The sequence below is a fragment of the Pandoraea sp. SD6-2 genome, from assembly GCF_000389825.1.
GTDB classification, from domain to species: Bacteria; Pseudomonadota; Gammaproteobacteria; order Burkholderiales; family Burkholderiaceae; genus Pandoraea; species Pandoraea communis.
In genome coordinates this window covers 177,390-195,622 of the sequence record NZ_KB944439.1, presented here as the reverse complement: position 1 = coordinate 195,622, position 18,233 = coordinate 177,390, and the positions used below count along the sequence as shown (strand labels likewise).

General features: G+C 58.7%; 25 protein-coding genes and 3 tRNA genes. 17 read left to right on the top strand and 11 right to left on the bottom strand.

Annotated features, from left to right (window positions below; all coding sequences use genetic code 11):
* Positions 1–379 precede the first annotated feature (379 nt).
* Positions 380–655: a hypothetical protein gene (locus tag C266_RS12030; protein ID WP_010806531.1), complete on the top strand. Its 276-nt coding sequence runs from the start codon at positions 380–382 to the stop codon at positions 653–655.
* Between the two features lie 59 nt (positions 656–714).
* On the opposite strand, the gene C266_RS12025 is transcribed toward C266_RS12030, so the two are convergent.
* Complete coding sequence (locus C266_RS12025) at positions 715–1,374, bottom strand: hypothetical protein (RefSeq protein WP_144265799.1); 660 nt, start codon at positions 1,372–1,374, stop codon at positions 715–717.
* A 265-nt stretch (positions 1,375–1,639) separates the two neighbouring features.
* Positions 1,640–2,323: a hypothetical protein gene (locus C266_RS27445; protein WP_144265798.1), complete on the bottom strand. Its 684-nt coding sequence runs from the start codon at positions 2,321–2,323 to the stop codon at positions 1,640–1,642.
* Positions 2,324–2,523: 200 nt separating this feature from the next.
* Between C266_RS27445 and C266_RS12020 the strand changes: the two genes are divergently transcribed.
* From C266_RS12020 to C266_RS12000, 7 genes are all read left to right on the top strand, one after another.
* A complete protein-coding gene (locus C266_RS12020) occupies positions 2,524–2,799 on the top strand; it encodes a hypothetical protein (protein WP_010806529.1) in 276 nt (91 codons plus the stop codon).
* The gene (locus C266_RS12015) at positions 2,796–3,056 is read left to right on the top strand and encodes a hypothetical protein (RefSeq protein ID WP_010806528.1); all 261 of its coding nucleotides are present in this window, start codon (positions 2,796–2,798) and stop codon (positions 3,054–3,056) included. The genes C266_RS12020 and C266_RS12015 overlap by 4 nt, the downstream gene beginning before the upstream one ends.
* Positions 3,053–3,196, top strand: a complete 144-nt coding sequence (locus C266_RS27730) for a hypothetical protein (RefSeq protein ID WP_168162904.1) — start codon at positions 3,053–3,055, stop codon at positions 3,194–3,196. Before C266_RS12015 ends, C266_RS27730 begins: the two co-directional genes overlap by 4 nt.
* Positions 3,196–3,339, top strand: coding sequence for a hypothetical protein (locus tag C266_RS27725; RefSeq protein ID WP_168162903.1), 144 nt, complete (start codon positions 3,196–3,198; stop codon positions 3,337–3,339). The genes C266_RS27730 and C266_RS27725 overlap by 1 nt, the downstream gene beginning before the upstream one ends.
* Positions 3,340–3,455: 116 nt before the next feature.
* Positions 3,456–3,755 carry a KTSC domain-containing protein gene (locus C266_RS12010; RefSeq protein ID WP_010806527.1) on the top strand — a complete coding sequence of 100 codons (300 nt, stop codon included), beginning with the start codon at positions 3,456–3,458 and terminating at the stop codon, positions 3,753–3,755.
* 2 nt (positions 3,756–3,757) lie between these two features.
* On the top strand, positions 3,758–4,816 hold the full coding sequence (locus C266_RS12005; protein WP_010806526.1) for a hypothetical protein: 1,059 nt from the start codon (positions 3,758–3,760) through the stop codon (positions 4,814–4,816).
* The gene (locus tag C266_RS12000; RefSeq protein WP_010806525.1) at positions 4,809–6,410 is read left to right on the top strand and encodes a YqaJ viral recombinase family protein; all 1,602 of its coding nucleotides are present in this window, start codon (positions 4,809–4,811) and stop codon (positions 6,408–6,410) included. The genes C266_RS12005 and C266_RS12000 overlap by 8 nt, the downstream gene beginning before the upstream one ends.
* Positions 6,411–6,544: 134 nt before the next feature.
* Here C266_RS12000 and C266_RS11995 read toward each other — a convergent pair whose 3' ends face one another.
* Together C266_RS11995 and C266_RS28400 are read right to left on the bottom strand one after the other, a co-directional pair.
* The gene (locus tag C266_RS11995) at positions 6,545–7,147 is read right to left on the bottom strand and encodes a hypothetical protein (RefSeq protein ID WP_144265797.1); all 603 of its coding nucleotides are present in this window, start codon (positions 7,145–7,147) and stop codon (positions 6,545–6,547) included.
* A gap of 154 nt (positions 7,148–7,301) precedes the next feature.
* Positions 7,302–7,598: a TonB family protein gene (locus tag C266_RS28400; RefSeq protein WP_371257068.1), complete on the bottom strand. Its 297-nt coding sequence runs from the start codon at positions 7,596–7,598 to the stop codon at positions 7,302–7,304.
* A 127-nt stretch (positions 7,599–7,725) separates the two neighbouring features.
* Here C266_RS28400 and C266_RS11990 point away from each other — a divergent pair, with 127 nt between their 5' ends.
* From C266_RS11990 to C266_RS11965, 6 genes are all read left to right on the top strand, one after another.
* Entirely contained in the window at positions 7,726–8,052 is a 327-nt protein-coding gene (locus tag C266_RS11990) for a hypothetical protein (protein ID WP_010806523.1), read from the top strand.
* Positions 8,049–8,717, top strand: coding sequence for a hypothetical protein (locus tag C266_RS11985; RefSeq protein ID WP_010806522.1), 669 nt, complete (start codon positions 8,049–8,051; stop codon positions 8,715–8,717). Before C266_RS11990 ends, C266_RS11985 begins: the two co-directional genes overlap by 4 nt.
* Complete coding sequence (locus C266_RS11980; RefSeq protein WP_010806521.1) at positions 8,710–9,111, top strand: hypothetical protein; 402 nt, start codon at positions 8,710–8,712, stop codon at positions 9,109–9,111. The genes C266_RS11985 and C266_RS11980 overlap by 8 nt, the downstream gene beginning before the upstream one ends.
* Before the next feature lie 85 nt (positions 9,112–9,196).
* Positions 9,197–9,910, top strand: a complete 714-nt coding sequence (locus C266_RS11975) for a hypothetical protein (RefSeq protein ID WP_144265796.1) — start codon at positions 9,197–9,199, stop codon at positions 9,908–9,910.
* Positions 9,903–10,232 (top strand): hypothetical protein, encoded by a 330-nt coding sequence (locus tag C266_RS11970; protein WP_010806519.1) that lies wholly within the window; start codon positions 9,903–9,905, stop codon positions 10,230–10,232. Before C266_RS11975 ends, C266_RS11970 begins: the two co-directional genes overlap by 8 nt.
* Positions 10,229–10,639: an HNH endonuclease gene (locus C266_RS11965; RefSeq protein WP_010806518.1), complete on the top strand. Its 411-nt coding sequence runs from the start codon at positions 10,229–10,231 to the stop codon at positions 10,637–10,639. Before C266_RS11970 ends, C266_RS11965 begins: the two co-directional genes overlap by 4 nt.
* 2 nt (positions 10,640–10,641) lie before the next feature.
* Here C266_RS11965 and C266_RS11960 read toward each other — a convergent pair whose 3' ends face one another.
* A complete protein-coding gene (locus C266_RS11960; protein WP_010806517.1) occupies positions 10,642–11,271 on the bottom strand; it encodes a hypothetical protein in 630 nt (209 codons plus the stop codon).
* A 32-nt stretch (positions 11,272–11,303) separates the two neighbouring features.
* Between C266_RS11960 and C266_RS11955 the strand changes: the two genes are divergently transcribed.
* Complete coding sequence (locus tag C266_RS11955) at positions 11,304–12,053, top strand: hypothetical protein (protein WP_246831174.1); 750 nt, start codon at positions 11,304–11,306, stop codon at positions 12,051–12,053.
* A gap of 2 nt (positions 12,054–12,055) precedes the next feature.
* Here the strand turns inward: C266_RS11955 and C266_RS11950 are convergent, their stop codons facing one another.
* Entirely contained in the window at positions 12,056–12,295 is a 240-nt protein-coding gene (locus C266_RS11950) for a hypothetical protein (RefSeq protein WP_010806515.1), read from the bottom strand.
* Positions 12,296–12,358: 63 nt separating this feature from the next.
* Positions 12,359–12,589 carry a hypothetical protein gene (locus C266_RS11945; RefSeq protein WP_010806514.1) on the bottom strand — a complete coding sequence of 77 codons (231 nt, stop codon included), beginning with the start codon at positions 12,587–12,589 and terminating at the stop codon, positions 12,359–12,361.
* Positions 12,590–13,263: 674 nt separating this feature from the next.
* Between C266_RS11945 and C266_RS11935 the strand changes: the two genes are divergently transcribed.
* Together C266_RS11935 and C266_RS11925 are read left to right on the top strand one after the other, a co-directional pair.
* The gene (locus C266_RS11935) at positions 13,264–14,934 is read left to right on the top strand and encodes a DNA cytosine methyltransferase (protein WP_010806512.1); all 1,671 of its coding nucleotides are present in this window, start codon (positions 13,264–13,266) and stop codon (positions 14,932–14,934) included.
* Positions 14,935–15,561: 627 nt separating this feature from the next.
* On the top strand, positions 15,562–16,551 hold the full coding sequence (locus tag C266_RS11925; protein ID WP_010806510.1) for a site-specific integrase: 990 nt from the start codon (positions 15,562–15,564) through the stop codon (positions 16,549–16,551).
* A 597-nt stretch (positions 16,552–17,148) separates the two neighbouring features.
* On the opposite strand, the gene C266_RS11920 is transcribed toward C266_RS11925, so the two are convergent.
* The 4 genes from C266_RS11920 to C266_RS11905 all read right to left on the bottom strand — a co-directional run bounded on the left by C266_RS11920 (position 17,149) and on the right by C266_RS11905 (position 17,974).
* Positions 17,149–17,239, bottom strand: a tRNA-Leu gene (locus C266_RS11920).
* Position 17,240: 1 nt separating this feature from the next.
* Positions 17,241–17,319 (bottom strand) — tRNA-Ile (locus C266_RS11915).
* Position 17,320: 1 nt separating this feature from the next.
* A tRNA-Arg gene (locus C266_RS11910) sits at positions 17,321–17,396 on the bottom strand.
* Positions 17,397–17,566: 170 nt separating this feature from the next.
* Positions 17,567–17,974, bottom strand: a complete 408-nt coding sequence (locus tag C266_RS11905; protein ID WP_010806509.1) for a hypothetical protein — start codon at positions 17,972–17,974, stop codon at positions 17,567–17,569.
* Positions 17,975–18,233 lie beyond the last annotated feature (259 nt).

Here is an 18,233-nt window from a genome sequence, read left to right as displayed (position 1 = left end):
ACTATTGTGCATATTTAATAGCAGTTCTATTATTCACTCCAACGCAGCACACATCGCTGCCCGCCCGACCTCTCGGGTGCTCTCTAAAAATTCGACGGATAAAAGGTGTCACGCGGCCATAGCGCCGCCATGCGCACACATCTCCCACACGCGTGGATGAGTCGGTTGGAAACGCGGAAATGGTTGGTCGGCTGGCCCGACTGGCTTCCGCAGTTCATCGCGGCGCCCACACATCGTGTCGATGGCGAGGTAATCGGCACAAAACGCAGGAGACCCCGGAGCCGGCTTGGCCGGGTGTAGCCGGGGCACTGCGTGAGCTGTACATGAAGCGGCTTTCTTCCGAGAGCCGCGCCATATACACGATGCAGGAGATATCGAAGTGACCAAATCTCACCGCAACAGCTATACGAAGCTGCGCGCCTTCGGATATGCAGCCGTCGAGGCACACCACGTTGTCACGAAGAGCAACGACGCCGCTTGGATGATCCGCGAGGAAACTGCCGTCCGTGAGTCTGACTGCGCGTGCTTGTACGTGGCCCCCGCGATCTATCGAGCCATCCGCAACGGCTATCGCGGCAGCGGCACAACGAAAACGCCCCGAGCAGCGTGGCTGCGCGCCTATCGCGCTGCCCGCCAGGCTATGCGAAACGCCTAACACCTCCCCGGGGAAGGCGCCCCCCCCCCGGAAAAGTTTTGCCCCTAGAAGATTTTGCGCTAGCGGCAGCTGTGCCGATCCATTGATTGAGGGTTCCAACGCTCACCGTTTGGTGCTCGTACCGTTCCGGGATATTCGCAAGCGGCTGCCGTATAGCGCCCTTTCACGGGAGTGATGACCTCCTTTTTCCCCGGGGAAATGGGACCCGCCGCGCTTAAGCCAGCGCCGTTCTTCTCTCCATAGTCGATCCAGCTAACAGAGATGAGGAACTTGCAACCGTTGTACCAGAACATGTTGTTCAGGCTGTCGTGACTTTGGATCAGCTTCAGGCATTGAGTGCCGTCTCGGTACTTGCTGACTTGCTTGTCGTACAGCGACTTGCTCCCCTCCGACACCTTGGCGCTGGCCTCGTTACTGTTTGGCTTCAAGCGAGATTCCATTGCTTTTATTGTGCACTCAACCCATTTGTAGTCAGGCGTCCCCTGAAGACCTTGTGCACGAAAAGACTGTCGGAAGCCCTTGTAATCGTTCAAGTCCGCTCTAAGCTGCTCGTCTGAGAGGCTATCCCATTGCGCATCAGCACCGGCTCGTCCTCCGGGGCCATTCGCGCGGTTAGCCGCCACCATTTCATCCCAACACGGCTCTGCTGCATTTGCAGCCTGACTACCTGCCAGCAGTGCGAGAAAAGCGGTAGCGAATAAAAAGAGTTTGGATTTCATGAAGTCCCCTGAAAAGCACATTTCTCATCTTCTTCACGCGGACGAGACCTTTGGGCATAGAGCGAGGCAAACCCTAAGTGATGCGCCGCACCACAATGCTATTCCAGCGAAATTCGCACTGAATCATCCATATTGATGATGAAAAACTCCTGAGCATCCTCAAGTGATGCAGACCCGCGTCGGCGCGGCGACGTTAAATAGCCCGTATCCCCCTTCCCCGATCTGATCAGGATCTCGGGTCTGCTCTCTTGAGGGTGAGCGCTGATTATCCAGCGCACCGATATGCCAAATTGTCGGGATAAGGTGATGCTCCCCCATTACGCCCAGTCCATCGGAACCCCTGACCTTCGATACGAAACAGATCGGTACCGTTACCTCTGCGGAATTCAAACTCGTCCTTATCGAGCAAAACCAATGCGCCGGAATTGTAGCTTGGGGGCCCGCCTTCGTAGCTCGCCGCGAAAGTTACGTTACTGCCGGCGACTTTGATGACGGTATGGACACTTCCCGTATCCGAGCACCACGTTCCCTGCAGGAACGCCTGTGCACGGTCCTTCGGCGACCCACTTGCGCCTGAGCCCGCGCCGCCCTGCTGGTTAGCGGTAGAACCACTTGCCGAAGATTGAACTTTGCAGACGTGGCACGCGACCCCGGAGATATTTGACCGTGAGATTGGCTTCTGGCCAAACACACGGTCTTCGCCCTGATTACCCTGGCTTAGTACAGTGAAGTACGGCGTTCCGTCAACGTAGTAGTCAACCTTTGAGCACTGAGGTGCAGTCGACGTGATCTTCAAGTCCGCGCCGTAGCTGCCCTTGGTTACTTGAGTCGGAACCACGCTGATGGAAGCGGTGCACGATCCGACAATTTGTTGGCAATCGCAGTTATTTCCCTGGGCGCTTGCTGCGCCCGACAACGCGGCGACGAAAATTACGAGAAGCTTCTTCATTGGCTTCCTCAGATGGAATATTCGGGGGTCGTTTCGGGTCAGCCGGGCACTGCAGCCAAGCCGAAAACAGCATATCAGACTTCCCTCCCTTTCTAGTTTGAAGCAAGCCTGAACGCTCAGAGGCCCATGGCGGACATGGTTAAAGCCGCATCGCCCCGGTGTTCTGCCGGGGCGCCCCCCGCACGTCAGAAGGAATCCCCATGTACACACAACTCGAATGCGCGGTGTCGCGAGACACCGGCGCACACGTTCGTCAGCAAACGCTCGACGAGTTGAAGCGTGCGGCCCGCGAGCGTGCCGCCGAATCAGCCGACGTCCAGAACGCGGTGCAGCGCCTGATCGACACCGATTACGACGGCTACTGCGCATTGCAGGATGCGCTCATCAAGCAGGACACGAAGCGCGCCGGCGAAATCCTGCAGGTCGCGTTCGAGGTTGAGATCAACGTCTTTGCCGAGGGCGAGGTGCGTGTATGAGCGATATCAAGAACGGCGGTGCAGCGTTTCCGGTCGCAGCGAGCGAGTACGGCGGCCACGGCACAGCGTTCGGCATGACCGTGCGCGACTACTTCGCGGCGAAGGCTTTGCCGGAAGCCATCAAGGGTTGGGACGAGTGGCGCAAGGGGGATCAAAACCCCGAGCCGAACAAAGACTGGACGTCCTCGTGCGAACAGATCGCGGAAGACGCTTACAAGATGGCCGACGCCATGATTCGCGCGCGAGGTGAAACATGATCCGCCTCGCCCGCGACTTCGGCGCATTCTGCGGCCGCGTCCTCTTCATCCTGATCGTCTTCTTTCTACTCGTCGGTGGCGCGAAATACTGCGTCGACGCCGACGCCAGCGAAATACCCGTCTACGGGCGTGCCGCGTAATGAACACCCCCGCCCGCTTGGCGCTCACCGTCGTGCTGATTGTTGCCGCCCTCGCCTTCATGGCGTGGCGCGAAGTCACGAGTTGGCATGCCTGCCGCGTCGCGCACGACACGACGTACTGCCTGACCACCTGGGAGAACTGAAATGTCAGACCCGCTTATGTACGACTTCCTGATCGAGATGCGCGCGAAGGGCTGGGTTCTTCGCGGTGTTTGGACAGGCACCGACCTTGTTTTCGTCCGTATCCCCTGAGAACACCATGATCGAGAACCAAGCCCAGCACGCAAGCGCCGTGCAAATCGAGATGAAGGAAGTCCAGTCGTCGCAGATCCACAGCATCGGCCACGACCCGGCGTCGAACACGTTGGCAGTTCGCTTCAAGACGAAGGATGGCGCGCCCTCTTCGCTCTATCACTACTCGAACGTGTCGGCCACTGACTTCATCGCGTTCGATACCGCCGAGTCTATCGGCTCGCACTTCTACAAGGCCATCAAGCCGTTCGCCGAGAAGTATCCCTACATGAAGATCGAACCGGCGCCGGCCGTCCCGCAGGAGTGACCATGACCAACGCACTGACCACACGCAACGAATTCGGCGCACAGCACCAAACGATGGCCGTCGTCGAGACCGCATCGACAGCAGTCGCCGCCCAGTCCAAAGCGATGGTTGAGGCTCGCTACATCATGGCGATGCAGCGGCCCCGCAACTGGGATCGAGTTCGCCAGGATCTCATCAACGAGTGCCGCCGACCCACGTTCGCCAAAAACAAGAGCGCCTACTACCGAAAGCCTATCGGCAACGGTGTCGAGGGGCTCGGCATTCGCTTCGTCGAAGTCGCGCTGCGCTGTATGTCGAACGTCCTTGTCGAGACGACGATGATCTTCGAGGACGACGCCAAAGAAGTGCACCGCGTCAGCGTGACCGACCTCGAATCGAACCTCACGTATCCGCTCGACGTGCGGGTCTCGAAGACGGTCGAGCGCTCGAAGCCGATGGACGACGGTACGTATATCTCGGTTCGCAAGAACAGCTACGGGAAGATGACGTACACGGTAACGGCCAACGATGACGACCTGCTCAACAAGCGGGCGGCACTGATCTCGAAAGCGATACGGACGCTGGGCCTGCGCATTATCCCCGGCGATTTGCAGGACGAAGCCGAGGGAATCATCAAATCTGTTCGTATGGATGAGGCCGCGCGTGACCCAGCAGCAGAGCGTAAGCGGATCGCTGACGCGTTCCACGAAATCGGCGTGAAAGTCGAGGAATTGACGAAGTACCTCGGCCATTCACTCGACACCTGCTCGCCTACTGAACTGGTCGATCTGCGCGGCATCTATGGCGCCATCAAGGATGGCGAAGCCACTTGGAAGTCGGTGATGGAAAACCGCGCCGAGCAGCAAGGCGGCGATGCAGCCGGCGCGGCGACGCAGAGCGAAACCAAGACTATCCCCACCTGCACGGCCGAGGATTTCGCAAAAAAGAAGGACGGGTGGCGGAAGCAAATCATCGAGAAGGCCAAAACTCCCGCTGACCTGATCGCGATGATCGAGACGCGGCTACGCCTCACCGAAGACCAGAAGCTGACGATCGACGCATGGAGCCACGAAAATGACTGAACGCATCATTCACAACTTGGTGCAGGGATCTGACGAATGGGCGCAGTTCCGCCTGGAGCACTTCGGCGCAAGCGAAGCCGCCGCAATGCTTGGCCTCTCGTCCAAGGTAAAGCGCAACGAGTTACTGCACATGAAGTATGTCGGCACGCCGCGCGAGTTCTCGGACTGGGTTCAGAAGAACATTCTGGATTACGGCCACGAGGTTGAAGCGCTGGCACGCCCGATCGTCGAGGGCATCATCGGAGACGATCTGTACCCGGTTACCTGTTCACTGGGGCGCCTGTCCGCTTCGTGCGATGGTCTGACGATGGCCGAAGACATCGCGTTCGAGCACAAGCAATGGAACGCGGGACTGGCTGAAGCTGTGCGCGCTGGCGAGTTGCCCGAAGAGTACTGGCCGCAATGCCAGCAGGTCATGCTAGTGACGGGTGCAAAGAAGGTGATTTTCGTTGTCTCGGACGGCACGCCCGACAACATGGAGCGCATCGAGATCGAACCTGATGCGCAATGGTTCGAGCGACTGCAGGCCGGCTGGGAACAGTTCGCGAGCGACCTAGTGAGCTACGCGCCGGTCGAGATTGTCGAGAAGCCGCAGGCCGACGCAATCATGGCGTTGCCGGCGCTCGCCGTGCAGATCTGCGGCGAGGTGCTTGCGAGCAACCTGCCGACGTTCCGAGCGGCTGCTGAGCGCTTCATCGAGGGCATCAAGACCGACCTGAAGAGCGACGAAGACTTCGCGAACGCCGAAGCGACGGTCAAGTTCTGCGAAACCGCCGAAAAGGAACTCGAAGTCGCGAAGAACGCAGCACTCGCTCAGACGGCCAGCATCGACGAGCTGATGCGCACGGTCGACTACATCAAGTCCCAACTCCGCGAAAAGCGGCTGGGCCTCGACAAACTCGTCACGAAGCGCAAAGAAGAGATCAAGGGCGAAATCATTGTCGGCGGACGCAAGGCCTACACGGATCACGTGGCCGCGCTGAACGCCGAACTGAAGCCGGTCCAAATCGTGATCCCCGCACCGGACCTCGTGGCAGCGGCAAAGAACAAGCGCACGCTCGCGAGCCTCCACGACGCCGTCGACACGGCCGTCGCCGCGGGCAAGATCGCCGCTGACGCCGCCGCGCGGGATTTGCGCGAGAAGTTGGCTTGGTTCGCCCAGCACGAAAGCCACGTGTTCCTGTTCCGTGACCTGCAATCCTTAATCCAGAAACCGGCCGAGGATTTTCAGTTGGCCGTCACGACGCGGATCGAGCAGCACAAGCGAGCGGAAGCGCAGAAGGTCACGCCGGGCGCTCCGGCAATACCTACTGCGGCAGTCAGCCCTTCCGGGCCGACCCAACAGAAACCGGATGCGCCGCCTTGGAATACGACTGTGCGCGCTGCCTCAAAGGGCGCACCCACGCTTCGCCTCGGGCAGATCAATGAGCGCCTCTCGCCGATTAGCCTGACCGCCGACGGTCTTGCCAGCCTTGGCATCACTCACGCCGCGACCGACAAGGCCGCGAAGCTGTACCACGAAGGCGACTTTGAGGTGATTTGTGCGGCTTTGATTGACCACATTCAATCGGCACTGCAAAAACAAGCGGCGTAACCGCCATCGTGCTGGTCGATCTGTCTACGCGCCCCCCCTTTCATCCTGGGGCCGTGGCAGCGCAACTGGGGGTTTCACACGCCAACGCGATGGGTGCATTGGCGGGAGTACTTGAACGACCCGCAGATTTGTAACTACGACCGCACCAGTTGAGCCAATCCAGAACCGACGCCGAATTTAAACGGACGCCCGAGATGTGTTGGCAATCTTCCGTGAATTCCCGTGATGATCCGATAAGCGACATCCTGAGTCCTGTCTACAGCGTCCACTGTACACATCGCCTCCCAAGGTGCGGAAAGCCAAAAATTCGCTGGATCGTTGACGTCCTCCGCCGCGTACATCTTGCTTTCGGCGAGATCCAGCTGTCGTCCATGCGCCAATGAGTTTCTCAATCTGAATAGTTCTTGGAGCGCGTTCAACTCGTCGCCACCTTCATTGAACGATACGTCCAGCGACGCGCAGATCAGTGCAATCCTGCACACAGGAGGGCGCTGGGCAACATCCCGCCGGCGGTTCTCCGTTAGGTTAGAAAACACATACGGAAGAGCGTAGTTGCAGTACGCCTCGATGCTGAACGCAAAGAGAATCTGAGCCCCCATGAGCGTCCAAAACGAGCCATCGACGTCGGCACGACCTTTCGCCGCCAACGATTTTGCTCCATGCCATAGCTCCGCATATGTGTTGATGGTCCGATTCAGGCTGATGCTCACCTGATCTCCATTTTGTTCCTTGTCCATCGCCATCCCCGAAATTTTCAGGAATCCTAGCATGAGCAAAGTTACCGTCACCCTTAGCGCGTCAGTGGTGAAAGCGCTAGAACTCTTCGCAGCGAAGAACGACGTATACCGCCGGCGTGGACGGCAGACGCTGGGGGGTGCTCGTTTGAGCCCTCTAATGTGCCTCGAACGAAATAGGCATGATGGCGGAAAATCCAGGGGACGGAATATCGCCAGTAACGGCCCGGCATCGGACAGCTTTCGCTGCAGCAAGAGCAGCGTCGTCCAAACGCACGAATCCAGACGATTGCACAACCGATGCTGAGACCACGCGCTCGGACGGGGCAACGACCACGCGAATTTTTACCACCCCTACCTCTCCCGCATCAGCCCATTCGGCAGGGTAATACGGCTTAGGCCTCTGACACCAGATGGACGCTTCTGGCCCGTCCTTCGATGGCGGAAACGGCACACGAACCCAGCCTGCCCAATCTGCCGCATGTCCCGAAAGGCATGTCAGTGCAACGGTCAATCCCCCGATTCTTCTTGACCACTTATCCAAGCGATTTCTCCTTTTTGTTTAGGAGGGCAATCCTAGCATGAGCCCCTACGACCCACGCCCCGAAGGGCTGAATACCGATCCTGCGCCGCCTTCTGTGGTGCAGACGCTAACGCATCAGCGCAAGAGTTTTCATTTGTGCCTCGATGTGCGCGGCGCACTTATGAACTGGAAGCCCCGTGACTTTCGCGGGATGTTCAAGCACGACGACGGTCGCACGATGACGCCCGACGAGGCGAAGGCCGAACTGCTTGATGAACTGTCGCGCGGCCACAACTTCATCCCGTTCGGCAAGTGCGACAACTTCGATCACAAAGAGCATGGCTGCATGGGCCACGCAGCAGCCGCAAGAGAGGTGGAAGCATGACCTGCACCCAAGAGAGATTCCTGCAAGACGTTGCCACGCACCAAATGACGGTGATTCGTGACGACGGTGTCAATCGCCATATCGCGCTTCGGCGTGCAGAGGGCGGCTCATCGTACTGGTTCGAGATCCTGACGTGGCCCGGCGCACTGTGCATCCGTGGTGATATGGGCACTTACGTCTTCTCGCGGCTGACCGACATGTTCGAGTTCTTCCGCACTGACGATCGGGGCGACCCGGCCAAGCTGTACATCAATAAGGGTTACTGGTGCGAGAAGCTTCAGGCGGTAGCCAGCGATGGATATGGGCGTGGGCGTGCGGAAGAGTTTTCGGTCGAACAGTTCGAGAAGCGCTTGAAAGAGCGCATCGAGAGCCATCTGGAAGACGCCGAAATTTCCGATGAGCGCCGCGCTGAACTGATGGCAGAGATTCAGGAAGATATCCTGTCGCCCGTGCTCGACCACCGGGACGAGGGTGACGCGTTCAGGCGTATGCGCGATTTCCACGCTCGTGACTTCCCGGACCTCTTCACCGACTGCTGGGAATGGAACTGCAAGGAATACACCTTCCATTTCGTCTGGAACCTGTACGCAATCGCATGGGCGATTCGCGAGTACGACGCCGCGAAGAAAGCGGCTACCGAAACCTCGGAGATCGCAAATGCCTGACCTCAAGACCGTGACGTTTGATGCGCACGAAGTTGCCATGCTCGTGAATCTCTTGCGCGACACTGCCATCGAGTTCCGCGATGCCCAACAACTGCGGGCGCGTATTGCAGAAATCATCGTTCCGCTATTTGAGCCTGCCGCCCCCACGCCAGCCGCACAGAGCGCAGGGCAAGAGGCGATCTATCAAGTGGGATTAGGTGCCTCATGGCGGGATGTCACTAGACACGATTTCGGCTTCTTGGCGGCCGAAGGCTACCGCACTCGCATCGTCTACGTCGCGCCCGTGAATGGCGGCGAGCTATTGACGCCACACACTGCCGACGTTGAACAGGCTTTGGATGCTGATGAACACAAACGCGCCGCAGATGCGCAGCAGGTGGGCGGGGATGAGTAATGGGAATCCGCGCTGGACAGGGCTACGGCGTGCCCAAACCCAAACGCCTGCGGTGTCCGGAATGCGGGAAGAAAGGCGTTTCGCAATGGAAGCCAACGCAGTTCGGACTATGTCGGATGTGCCAATACTGCCGCATGGCATGGGGCGAAGCGTCGTGGAAAATCGTAAAAGGCGAATGCAAATGAAACCAACGGACTATACCAATTACGGCCTCGCGCAAGAACTGAGGCGCATGCCGACTCACCATCCGGAAATCGTAACAGAAGTCATTCGCCGGTTGCTTGAGTCTCCGTGGAGTGCCGCCCTCACGTCTCCCGCGAAGGAAGTGGACTGGGACGTTGTGCGCCAGGCCGTAGGCAAATGTCCGGCGGGCTCATACGACCTTGAGTCGACCGGCACGTTCCTAACGCCGATCTCGCCCACCGCGCAGGTGGGCGGGGATGAGCGGGAGGCGTTTGAGCGATTCGCACGCGGTCAAACGTTCATCAAGGATTGCCAGCGCTTTGACAAGGCCGAGAAAGGCAGTCTCAACGAGTACGGGCATTGGGAATCTCAGAAAGCTCGTCATGTCTGGCTTGCTGCGCTGGACTACGCCTGCGCCGCGCTGTCGGCGGATGGCGGGGAGGACAAGCGGGATGCGGAAAGGTATAGGATCGTCCGCCACAAAGTGTGCATCGTCGGAGATGCATTTCACATCATCAATCTCCGGCCTACCTATGTAGCGCCAGATGCCGGCGCAGAATTGGACGCAGTTGTCGACGCCATTGCCGCCAAGGCGAAGGGGGAAGCCCGTGACTGATCGCGAATTGCTGGAACTGGCCGCTAAGGCGGCGGGGATTGAGGGTTCCTGGTGGGGCCAAGACTTTTGCTACGCGTATAACGGCAATCTGAACATACCGGTGCCGTGGCGTCCTCTCACCGACGACGGCGACGCGCTACGGCTGGCGGTGAAGCTGGGACTCGAAATCCAGATTCGGCGCCAGGATACCGAAGTATGGGTATGCCCAGCGCGCGAGGATGAACCGCTTGTGCGCGAACAGTTCAACCGCGACGAATACGCTGCAACTCGTAGAGCCATAGTGCGCGCCGCCTCTCAGGCAGCGGAGGAGCGGAAATCGTGAAACTGACGAAAGCTCAACGCGAGCAGGTGCGCCAGAAATACGACGGCCGTTGCGCCTATTGCGGCTGCGAATTGCCCGCGCACTGGCATGCCGATCACTTCGAGCCGTGCATTCGCGATCTGAAGCGTGTGGACGCCCCTAACGGCGGCGTGCGCCTAGCGACGACTACGCCACTACGGCCAGAGCGCGACGTGATCGAAAACATGATGCCTGCGTGCCCGCCCTGCAACATCAGCAAGGGATCGATGGGCCTCGAATACTGGCGCACTTGGCTCGCTGGGCATGTGACGTCGTTGAACAGCTACCACCCGATTTACCGGCTGGCGAGAGCGTACGGACTGGTTCAGGAAACCGGCGCGCCCGTGGTGTTCTATTTCGAGCGTGTCGACGGCGCTAAGGGGGAGTGATGCTACTTCATTCTCCTATCGTCCTTGTCTCGAAAAGCGATCTCGATATCTTCCAGAGCCTGCTCAATTTTCGGTATCGCCAGACTCCTTGTCGAGTAAACCTCATGCGAGTCCCCTGCGCTGATGTACTGCTCAAGCAGACGTCGAATCGATGGGAAAAGGCCTACAGCGTGCGCGATGCGACCGCCCCTTCCGCCAGGAAGGCTCGCGAGCTTGATTAGCATGTCGTGTGGGATCGTCAGCGCCAAATTGGCTGAGACGCGCTTTGCGGCGTAGAGGCTTTCGGCAGACCGTCGCAGGCGGTCGGGCTCGGCGAAAAAGACGGACAACATCTCCTTCAACTCGTCACCTTTGGCGCGCAACTCGTCGCTGACCAAACCCCAGGCCATTACGGCTTCCGACTCCTTGGTCTCACGACGCCAGCGCGCGTCTCGCAACGCGATTCCGACTGCTGCCACCACCGCGCCAACAGTCCCGATCGCAGTTGCGATATCGACCCAGTCTTTTGTTTGACCAACGATCAATGTCTTCCACGGCCAGATGTAAGCGAAAACGACTCCGAGCAGCATGCCGAACGCGACAAGCAACACCGCACGTCCATCGTCGATGACCGATCTATCAACCTTGTTCATTTAGCGCCCCGGATCTTTTGAGGAATCCTAGCATGAGCCAAAGCACTCCAATGCCGGTGCGCGAGCGCCCTATCCTTTTCAGCGCGCCGATGGTGCGCGCCATCCTCGACGGCTCGAAGACGCAGACGCGGCGCGTGATGAAGAAGCAACCGTATGTCAGCCGGACGAACCCACCGACCTTCAGCGATATCGAGATCGGAGATCTGTTCGTCTGCCCCGACATGTTGCCAACTGGCACCGACCGACTCAGCGTAATTGCTGAGTGCACATCGCGCGGGACGTACCACTGCATGGGACAGACGACGTTCGCAGAGAAGCACTCGCCATACGGAGTTGCGGGTGACCGCTTGTGGGTGCGCGAGACGTGGCAGCACAGCAACCACCCCCTCGGGCCGTACGATGACGGCTGCCTCGTCTTCTATCGCGCCGATTACCTAGATGACCCGCATGGGCCTGATGGCGAGAAGTCGCCGGAAGGGAAATATCGACAGTGGCGTCCTTCGATCCATATGCCGCGCAAAGCTGCTCGGACGCTGCTCGACGTGACCGGCGTGCGTATTGAGCGCCTGAACAGTATCAGCGACCAGGATTGCATCGCTGAAGGAATCGGATTGACCGGTGGTGCCGAGGGCGTCTTGTCGTCCGGCGATCTACTCGAAAGCCTGCCGCGTGCCCACTTTCGCCAATTGTGGAATTCGATCAGCGGCCCCGGCTCTTGGGACGCCAACCCGTGGGTGTGGGTGGTCGAGTTCAAGCGCGTCGACGGCGCTAAGGGGGCGTGATGCTAGACGCGAGAAATGTACGGATTCACGTCAAATTCCCGCAGCACCGCGTCGGACGCTGCCTTCACGGCGCCAATCGTGGCCAGATCATCTGGCTCACAGTCGTAGCCAGTCGCATGCGCGCCATCGGCTCCGTCAGGAACCAGAAACGCTTTCATGCCGGGCTTGTAGCCGAACATGTTGGGAAGTCGGCGATTAACCTCGTTGATGAATTGTTCGGGCGACAGGACTGGTTTGGCCATCTCAGCCTCCTTTCGTTTCGAGGAATCCTAGCACCACGCGCCGACAGCGTGAGGGCCGTGGTGCTAGTCCCAGCTCCCCGTATCGATACGACGGCGGGCCAGCTTTAGTCCCCAATCAAGCGCCACAGCAGACTCCTTCGGGGTCTCGAATTCCACAGTGCGCCGCTGCCGGTCTACAACTTCGCCGTCCGCCTTAATGACGATGGAAACGGCAAATCCGTTGGGGTGCTCGGATTGCTTCGCTCGCTCAATCAAAACACTGATTGCATACCCTTCATAGTCAACTGCATACATACCGATCTCCTTAACTTTCGAGGACGTCTAGTATGACGCGTCGACGGCGCTAAGGGGGCGTGACGCTACATATGGTGTACCGATTGCCTATCTCTAACCCCGTCGGCAAGGTTCTTGATCGCTCGCGCGTGCTCCATCGCTATCACACACTCGTCGATCACACCCTCCTTCCCAAGACGCAAGTGCGATTGGTTCATCCCGGCGAGAAGATCAGCCAGGCGGCGAAGTTCTCTCCGAAGGGCGATCAAATTCCAAGCGGCCCACGCATACGGAATTTCGTGAACAGGTATGGCTGAGAGCAAATCGTCAACGTGTGCAAAATTCTCTGGGCGATATATTTCGTCGAAATAGAGGTCGGGATCAAATCGCGAAGCATTCGTCGTATCGCAGAACGCATAGATGCTTTGGATGTCGGCTTTGACCACGGTGACGATCGCGAGCATCCCATCCCATTTGTCACGTCTGTCGCCGCGCCGTTGAGCCCGAAAGATCCAGACGGCTCCGGCAATGGCCATGATCGATCCCACAGCCTGCACCCACGCGGCAGCATCCTGACTACTGCTCGGCGGGTACTGCCAGAACTTCGCCACAAAGTATCCACCCACCATTCCGCCAATCAAGCTGGCTGCGTATCGCCACATGCGTTACCCCCGTTTTTTTTCAGGAATCCTAGCATGATCAGAGATCAGTTCCTTCTCGACATTTCCGACGAGTTGATCATCGATAACTTCGCCGGCGGCGGCGGCGCGAGCTGCGGTATCGAGCTGGCTCTCGGGCGCCACGTCGATCACGCAATCAACCACGATCCCGAGGCCGTCGCAATGCACGCGATGAACCACCCGCAGACCGAGCACCACTGCGAATCGGTGTGGGACGTAGACCCGCTCGCGCTGACACAGGGTCGTCCTGTGGGCCTCGCTTGGTTCTCACCGGACTGCAAGCACTTCAGCAAGGCCAAGGGTGGCGCGCCGGTAAAGAAGGAAATTCGTGGGCTTGCGTGGATCATCCTGCGTTGGATGCTGTTGGTACGCCCGCGAGTCGTTCCGGTCGAAAACGTCGAGGAATTCGTGACCTGGGGACCGCTGATCGAGATTGACTCCGGGGAGTACCGACCGGACCCGGCCCGAAAGGGTGAAACGTTCAAGGGGTTCGTCGCGATGCTTTCCGACGGAATTTCCGCACTCCACCCGGCGTTTTCGGAAGCGTGCGAGTTCCTGAACATCGAGCCCGGGAAGGATCACGCCGACCGCCTGTTGAATGGCCTCGGATACACTGTGGAATGGCGCGAACTACGCGCCTGCGACTATGGCGCGCCAACGATCCGCAAACGCCTGTTCCTGATCGCACGTTGCGACGGAAAGCCGATCGTGTGGCCCGAGCCGACTCACGGCGCGCCGGGCAGTGCCGCCGTGATCGCAGGCCAACGCAAACCGTGGCGCACAGCCGCCGAGTGCATCGACTGGTCGATCCCCTGCCCGTCCATCTTCGAGCGCAAGAAGGAATTGGCTGAGACAACGCAGCGCCGAATCGCGCGGGGCATGCGCCGGTACGTCATCAACTCGGCCGATCCGTTCATCGTGAAGGTGAACCACGGGTACGAATACTTCCGGGGTCAGCCGCTCGGCGAACCAATTCAGACGCTGACCGGCAAACACGGGTTTGGCCTTGTCGCGCCGGTGCTGACTGAGTGCGCGAATGCTTCGACGCAACGCTCTTGGTCGGCAGACGAGCCGCTGCGCACCCAATGCGCCGAGGTCAAGGGTGGGCACTTCGCTCTCGCAGCGGCCTTTCTCGCGAAGCACTACGGCGGGAATTACGACGGGTCCGGCGTCGGACTGAAAGAGCCGGCCAGCACGATCACGACGGCCGACCATCATGCGCTGGTGTCGTCGCACATGGTCAAGCTCCGCGGCGAATGCACGGGAAGCGCTACCGCGGAGCCCGCGCCTACGATCTCGGCACAGGGCAACCACACCGGCGAGGTTCGCGCCTTCCTGGTGAAGTACTACAGCGAAGGCGGCCAGGATCAGGACTGCCGTGACCCGATGCACACGATCCCGTGCACCGATCGCATGGGCCTCGTCACGGTCGCCGGCCAGACGTACCAGATCGCCGACATCGGCATGCGCATGCTCGAGCCGCATGAGCTATACGCGGCGCAGGGCTTTCCCGCGAGCTACGTCATCGCGCCGGTGTTCAACGGCAAGCGCCTCGCAAAGCATGCGCAGGTTCGCATGTGTGGCAACAGCGTCAGCCCACCGATGGCTGCAGCGCTGGTGCGCGCAAACGTGCCGGAAATGGCAGCCTTCAGCGCACGCGAGCAACGTGAGATTGCAGCAGCATGACCTACGCCGAGATTCCGCCGCCGGGCCTCAACTCGCCTTTGGGAGAGGCGTCAGGAAACTCGCGTAGGAATTCCGCTAAGTCGATAGGACGTGGCCGGGCACGGACCCAAGCTTCTGCCTCCACCTTCTTTTCGATTGACTCAAATTTGAACAACTTTGCATTGACGAAAATCGGGGCCAAATACGACATATCAGGCTTCTCCACAAAGGCTACTGGTGAATGCCTAGTGTCGTGTCACGACTTCGCTTTATGCCCCAAGAACGGCAGAGAATTTTTGGCCGACACGGCCGAAGCACTGAAAGAGATTCTGCGGGTCACCGCGAGAGATTGGGGAATTTAGACGTGAGCGCCGCCGTTGGTGCTTGATTTGATGACTGGAAAGCGGGGACGCCCTTGTTAGCGCGTCCCCGTTTGCATTCTGAGGCAGACTTTGCGGGCGACCGCGAGAGATTGGAGGATTGGAACATGGGAAAACTCGTTCCTGTGGCCGAAGCCGCGGCAATCCTAGGGGTACCGGTAGCTTTCGTCTGCCGGCTGGACACCGAGGGCCGCACGATTCAGCGGTTCAAACTGACCCGCAAAACACACGTATACGACATCGACTCACTGTACAGATATCTCGAATCATGCCGATCGAAACCATTGCAAAATCCGGTAAGAAGCGTTTCCGCTGGACGTTCGAGCGCGTCATCGAGGGCGAGCGTATCCGCAAAACAAAACTCCTCCCTGCTGGAGTTACTGCGGCCGAAGCGGACAAAATAGCGCGCGAGTGGGAGGCAGAAGTCTACGCCATAGCCACCGGCGCGCGTAAGCCCGTCGTGACGATCGGTGAATGTGTTCGAAAGCACATTACCGACAAGCAAGGCGAATGGAAGGACGCCGAGGCCCGCGTGCGGATCTTGGAGAAATGGCGCGCCGAGTACGACGACTCGCCAGCCGATGACCTGCACGAGTGGTCGGTGAAATTCGTCGGGTACCTGCGCGCGAGTCGCGATCATGACGGAGATCCGAAGCGCCCCCTCACCGACGCGTCGATCCGGAACATCCTTGCCTATATCCGCGCGGCAGTGAAGTACATGCACAAGATCGGGAAGATCGAGCACGACAACACGAAGCGGATGGTATTCCCGGCCGTCAACAATGAGCGGCATGCTTATCCTCAGCGGGCAGAAATGCTGCGGATAGCGCGCGCGTGCAAGAACCGAGAAGTTCGCGCCGCCATCCTGATCGCCTTCTATTCAGGAATGAGACGATCGGAGATCCTACGCGCAAAAGTCACGAAGAAAGGCTTCTCCCTGGCAGACACAAAGAACGGCACGCCTCGCATTGTTCCCATCCATCGCAAGGTAGCCGTCTGGGCCCGGCGCGTGAAGTTCACAATCAGCGACGTGCACTTCTCCGACGTGTGGGATCGTGCGCGCATAGCCGCCGGACTGCCGAACGTCCGATTTCACGACCTTCGGCACGGAGCTGCGTCGGAGATGATTAATGCAGGGGTGGACCTGTACACTGTGGGCGCAGTTCTAGGACACAAGTCGATGGTCTCCACGAAGCGCTATAGCCACCTCGTAACGGATCGACTTAGCGCCGCCGTGGACAAGATCGGCAAGCGGTAAAAGGTGTGGGTTTTTCTGCCTTCCGAGACACTTTACTGTCGGTATACACAGTATTTCATGCTTCGCTAAGTCATTGATTTTACGTAAGCGCATGAAAATTAACTGTGTTTACATACACGTGCAGGTGACTTTTAATCCGTTGGTCGCAGGTTCGAATCCCGCACGGCCTACCAAACGAATTCAAGGGGCTTGCAGAGATGCAGGCCCTTTTCCTTTCGCTCCGCAAAAACTTAGTTTGCCGGGGCAACGCGATCGCCCTTTCCTTCCCGCACGCACGCAATCCGCAGTCATCGGCAAAGACTTGTGACCGAGTTGTAGCTGCGCGGCACGAATACCCCCTCCTATCGGCTTTGTCGGTGCCCGCTTCCGGGCAGAGATCCGAGCCCTTTCGGCACGCTGTCCATTCAATCCCGACACTGTAAATGTGCTCCCTTCGGCGCTTCCTTGACGCGTGTCAAGAGGTACTGCGCAACGTGGTGTAATGCTGAATGGAGTTCACTCAGCCATCAACTGTAGCGTGGCGCGCGATTTGACACCGATTCGCACGAGTTTTGACACTGCGCGAAATCGTCCTATTCGCATGTTCAATGCTTGAATTGGTACCCGAGACCGGGCTCGAAACGGCACGCGCCGAGAAAGGCGCAGCAGATTTTAAGTCTGCTGTGTCTACCAATTTTACCACTCGGGTTTGGTGGGCCTCCCGCGAGTCGAACGCGGCACCAACGAATTATGAGTTCGCTGCTCTAACCAAGCATGAGCTAGAGGCCCGTGGCGAGACGTGCTGGAATCGAACCAGCGACCGACAGCTTAGAAGGCTGTTGCTCTATCCACTGAGCTAACGTCCCGGATTGGTGGATACGTGTAGGGATGAATTCACTTCATGGACGGCAGCCCGACGCCAATTTTACACGTCGACATCCTAGGCCACTCGACCGCACATCCACCAGGAACAGTTGATGAGGGCCTCCTCATCGCAAGCCCTCAAAAGAAAAATAACAAAAACGGAGCGAACTCCTCAATATCGGAAGCGCAGATTCCATACTCGGTACAGCAACCATGCCAAGACGATAACTATCACCGCCTCGCTCCCCTTCAGAAATAGGTCATTTGTGTACCAAGCCTCAGACATTGACCACGGATATTCATCCGGTGACCGGCCTCCCGCCGCGATGCTCCGCAAAACAGGCCACCACCCAGGCCAGAGGAATGCGAGACCAGCGACAGAACAAGGCCCCAGCCATTCGAATCCTAGAAAATACAGGCAGCCGCCAGTCAGCCCCAGGACTATGGCCGAATATCCAACCGCGTTGGCGGTCGTCTTGAAATCAGCTCCAAGGAGCTTGGAGACGGAATACAAATAGGCTGCAACGATTAAAGCCCCCACCAACGCCACGCCGAGCGCAGCGTCCGGACGATCAGACATAAACACTCCTTCAATCCAATAAGAGTCAATCCCACATGTCCGGTAGCAAAGCCACGCAATCTCACCTATTAGGCTCACCACCTCAACGCAGACTGCCACTTGGACGCAAAGGAAGCATATGGGCGTGATCCGAAAATTGTCACCACCACGGCAGCGGCCGCTATCAACACTTGCCTTACCAAAGACCCTCTACAGATTTCGGCGACGCCCCCTCGCAGCAATGCCGACAGATGGGCCAAGCCCCATTCAATTTTTGTTC

Coding starts and splice junctions, on each gene's coding strand:
- C266_RS27445 (WP_144265798.1), bottom strand. CDS start 2,323: ATGAAGAAGCTTCTCGTAATTTTCGTCGCCGCGTTGTCGGGCGCAGCA.
- C266_RS12020 (WP_010806529.1), top strand. CDS start 2,524: ATGTACACACAACTCGAATGCGCGGTGTCGCGAGACACCGGCGCACAC.
- C266_RS27725 (WP_168162903.1), top strand. CDS start 3,196: ATGAACACCCCCGCCCGCTTGGCGCTCACCGTCGTGCTGATTGTTGCC.
- C266_RS27730 (WP_168162904.1), top strand. CDS start 3,053: ATGATCCGCCTCGCCCGCGACTTCGGCGCATTCTGCGGCCGCGTCCTC.
- C266_RS12005 (WP_010806526.1), top strand. CDS start 3,758: ATGACCAACGCACTGACCACACGCAACGAATTCGGCGCACAGCACCAA.
- C266_RS11975 (WP_144265796.1), top strand. CDS start 9,197: ATGGAAGCCAACGCAGTTCGGACTATGTCGGATGTGCCAATACTGCCG.
- C266_RS11950 (WP_010806515.1), bottom strand. CDS start 12,295: ATGGCCAAACCAGTCCTGTCGCCCGAACAATTCATCAACGAGGTTAAT.
- C266_RS11990 (WP_010806523.1), top strand. CDS start 7,726: ATGAGCCCCTACGACCCACGCCCCGAAGGGCTGAATACCGATCCTGCG.
- C266_RS11980 (WP_010806521.1), top strand. CDS start 8,710: ATGCCTGACCTCAAGACCGTGACGTTTGATGCGCACGAAGTTGCCATG.
- C266_RS11955 (WP_246831174.1), top strand. CDS start 11,304: ATGAGCCAAAGCACTCCAATGCCGGTGCGCGAGCGCCCTATCCTTTTC.
- C266_RS12000 (WP_010806525.1), top strand. CDS start 4,809: ATGACTGAACGCATCATTCACAACTTGGTGCAGGGATCTGACGAATGG.
- C266_RS12025 (WP_144265799.1), bottom strand. CDS start 1,374: ATGAAATCCAAACTCTTTTTATTCGCTACCGCTTTTCTCGCACTGCTG.
- C266_RS11925 (WP_010806510.1), top strand. CDS start 15,562: ATGCCGATCGAAACCATTGCAAAATCCGGTAAGAAGCGTTTCCGCTGG.
- C266_RS12010 (WP_010806527.1), top strand. CDS start 3,456: ATGATCGAGAACCAAGCCCAGCACGCAAGCGCCGTGCAAATCGAGATG.
- C266_RS11995 (WP_144265797.1), bottom strand. CDS start 7,147: ATGGACAAGGAACAAAATGGAGATCAGGTGAGCATCAGCCTGAATCGG.
- C266_RS12015 (WP_010806528.1), top strand. CDS start 2,796: ATGAGCGATATCAAGAACGGCGGTGCAGCGTTTCCGGTCGCAGCGAGC.
- C266_RS11985 (WP_010806522.1), top strand. CDS start 8,049: ATGACCTGCACCCAAGAGAGATTCCTGCAAGACGTTGCCACGCACCAA.
- C266_RS11960 (WP_010806517.1), bottom strand. CDS start 11,271: ATGAACAAGGTTGATAGATCGGTCATCGACGATGGACGTGCGGTGTTG.
- C266_RS11905 (WP_010806509.1), bottom strand. CDS start 17,974: ATGTCTGATCGTCCGGACGCTGCGCTCGGCGTGGCGTTGGTGGGGGCT.
- C266_RS11935 (WP_010806512.1), top strand. CDS start 13,264: ATGATCAGAGATCAGTTCCTTCTCGACATTTCCGACGAGTTGATCATC.
- C266_RS11945 (WP_010806514.1), bottom strand. CDS start 12,589: ATGTATGCAGTTGACTATGAAGGGTATGCAATCAGTGTTTTGATTGAG.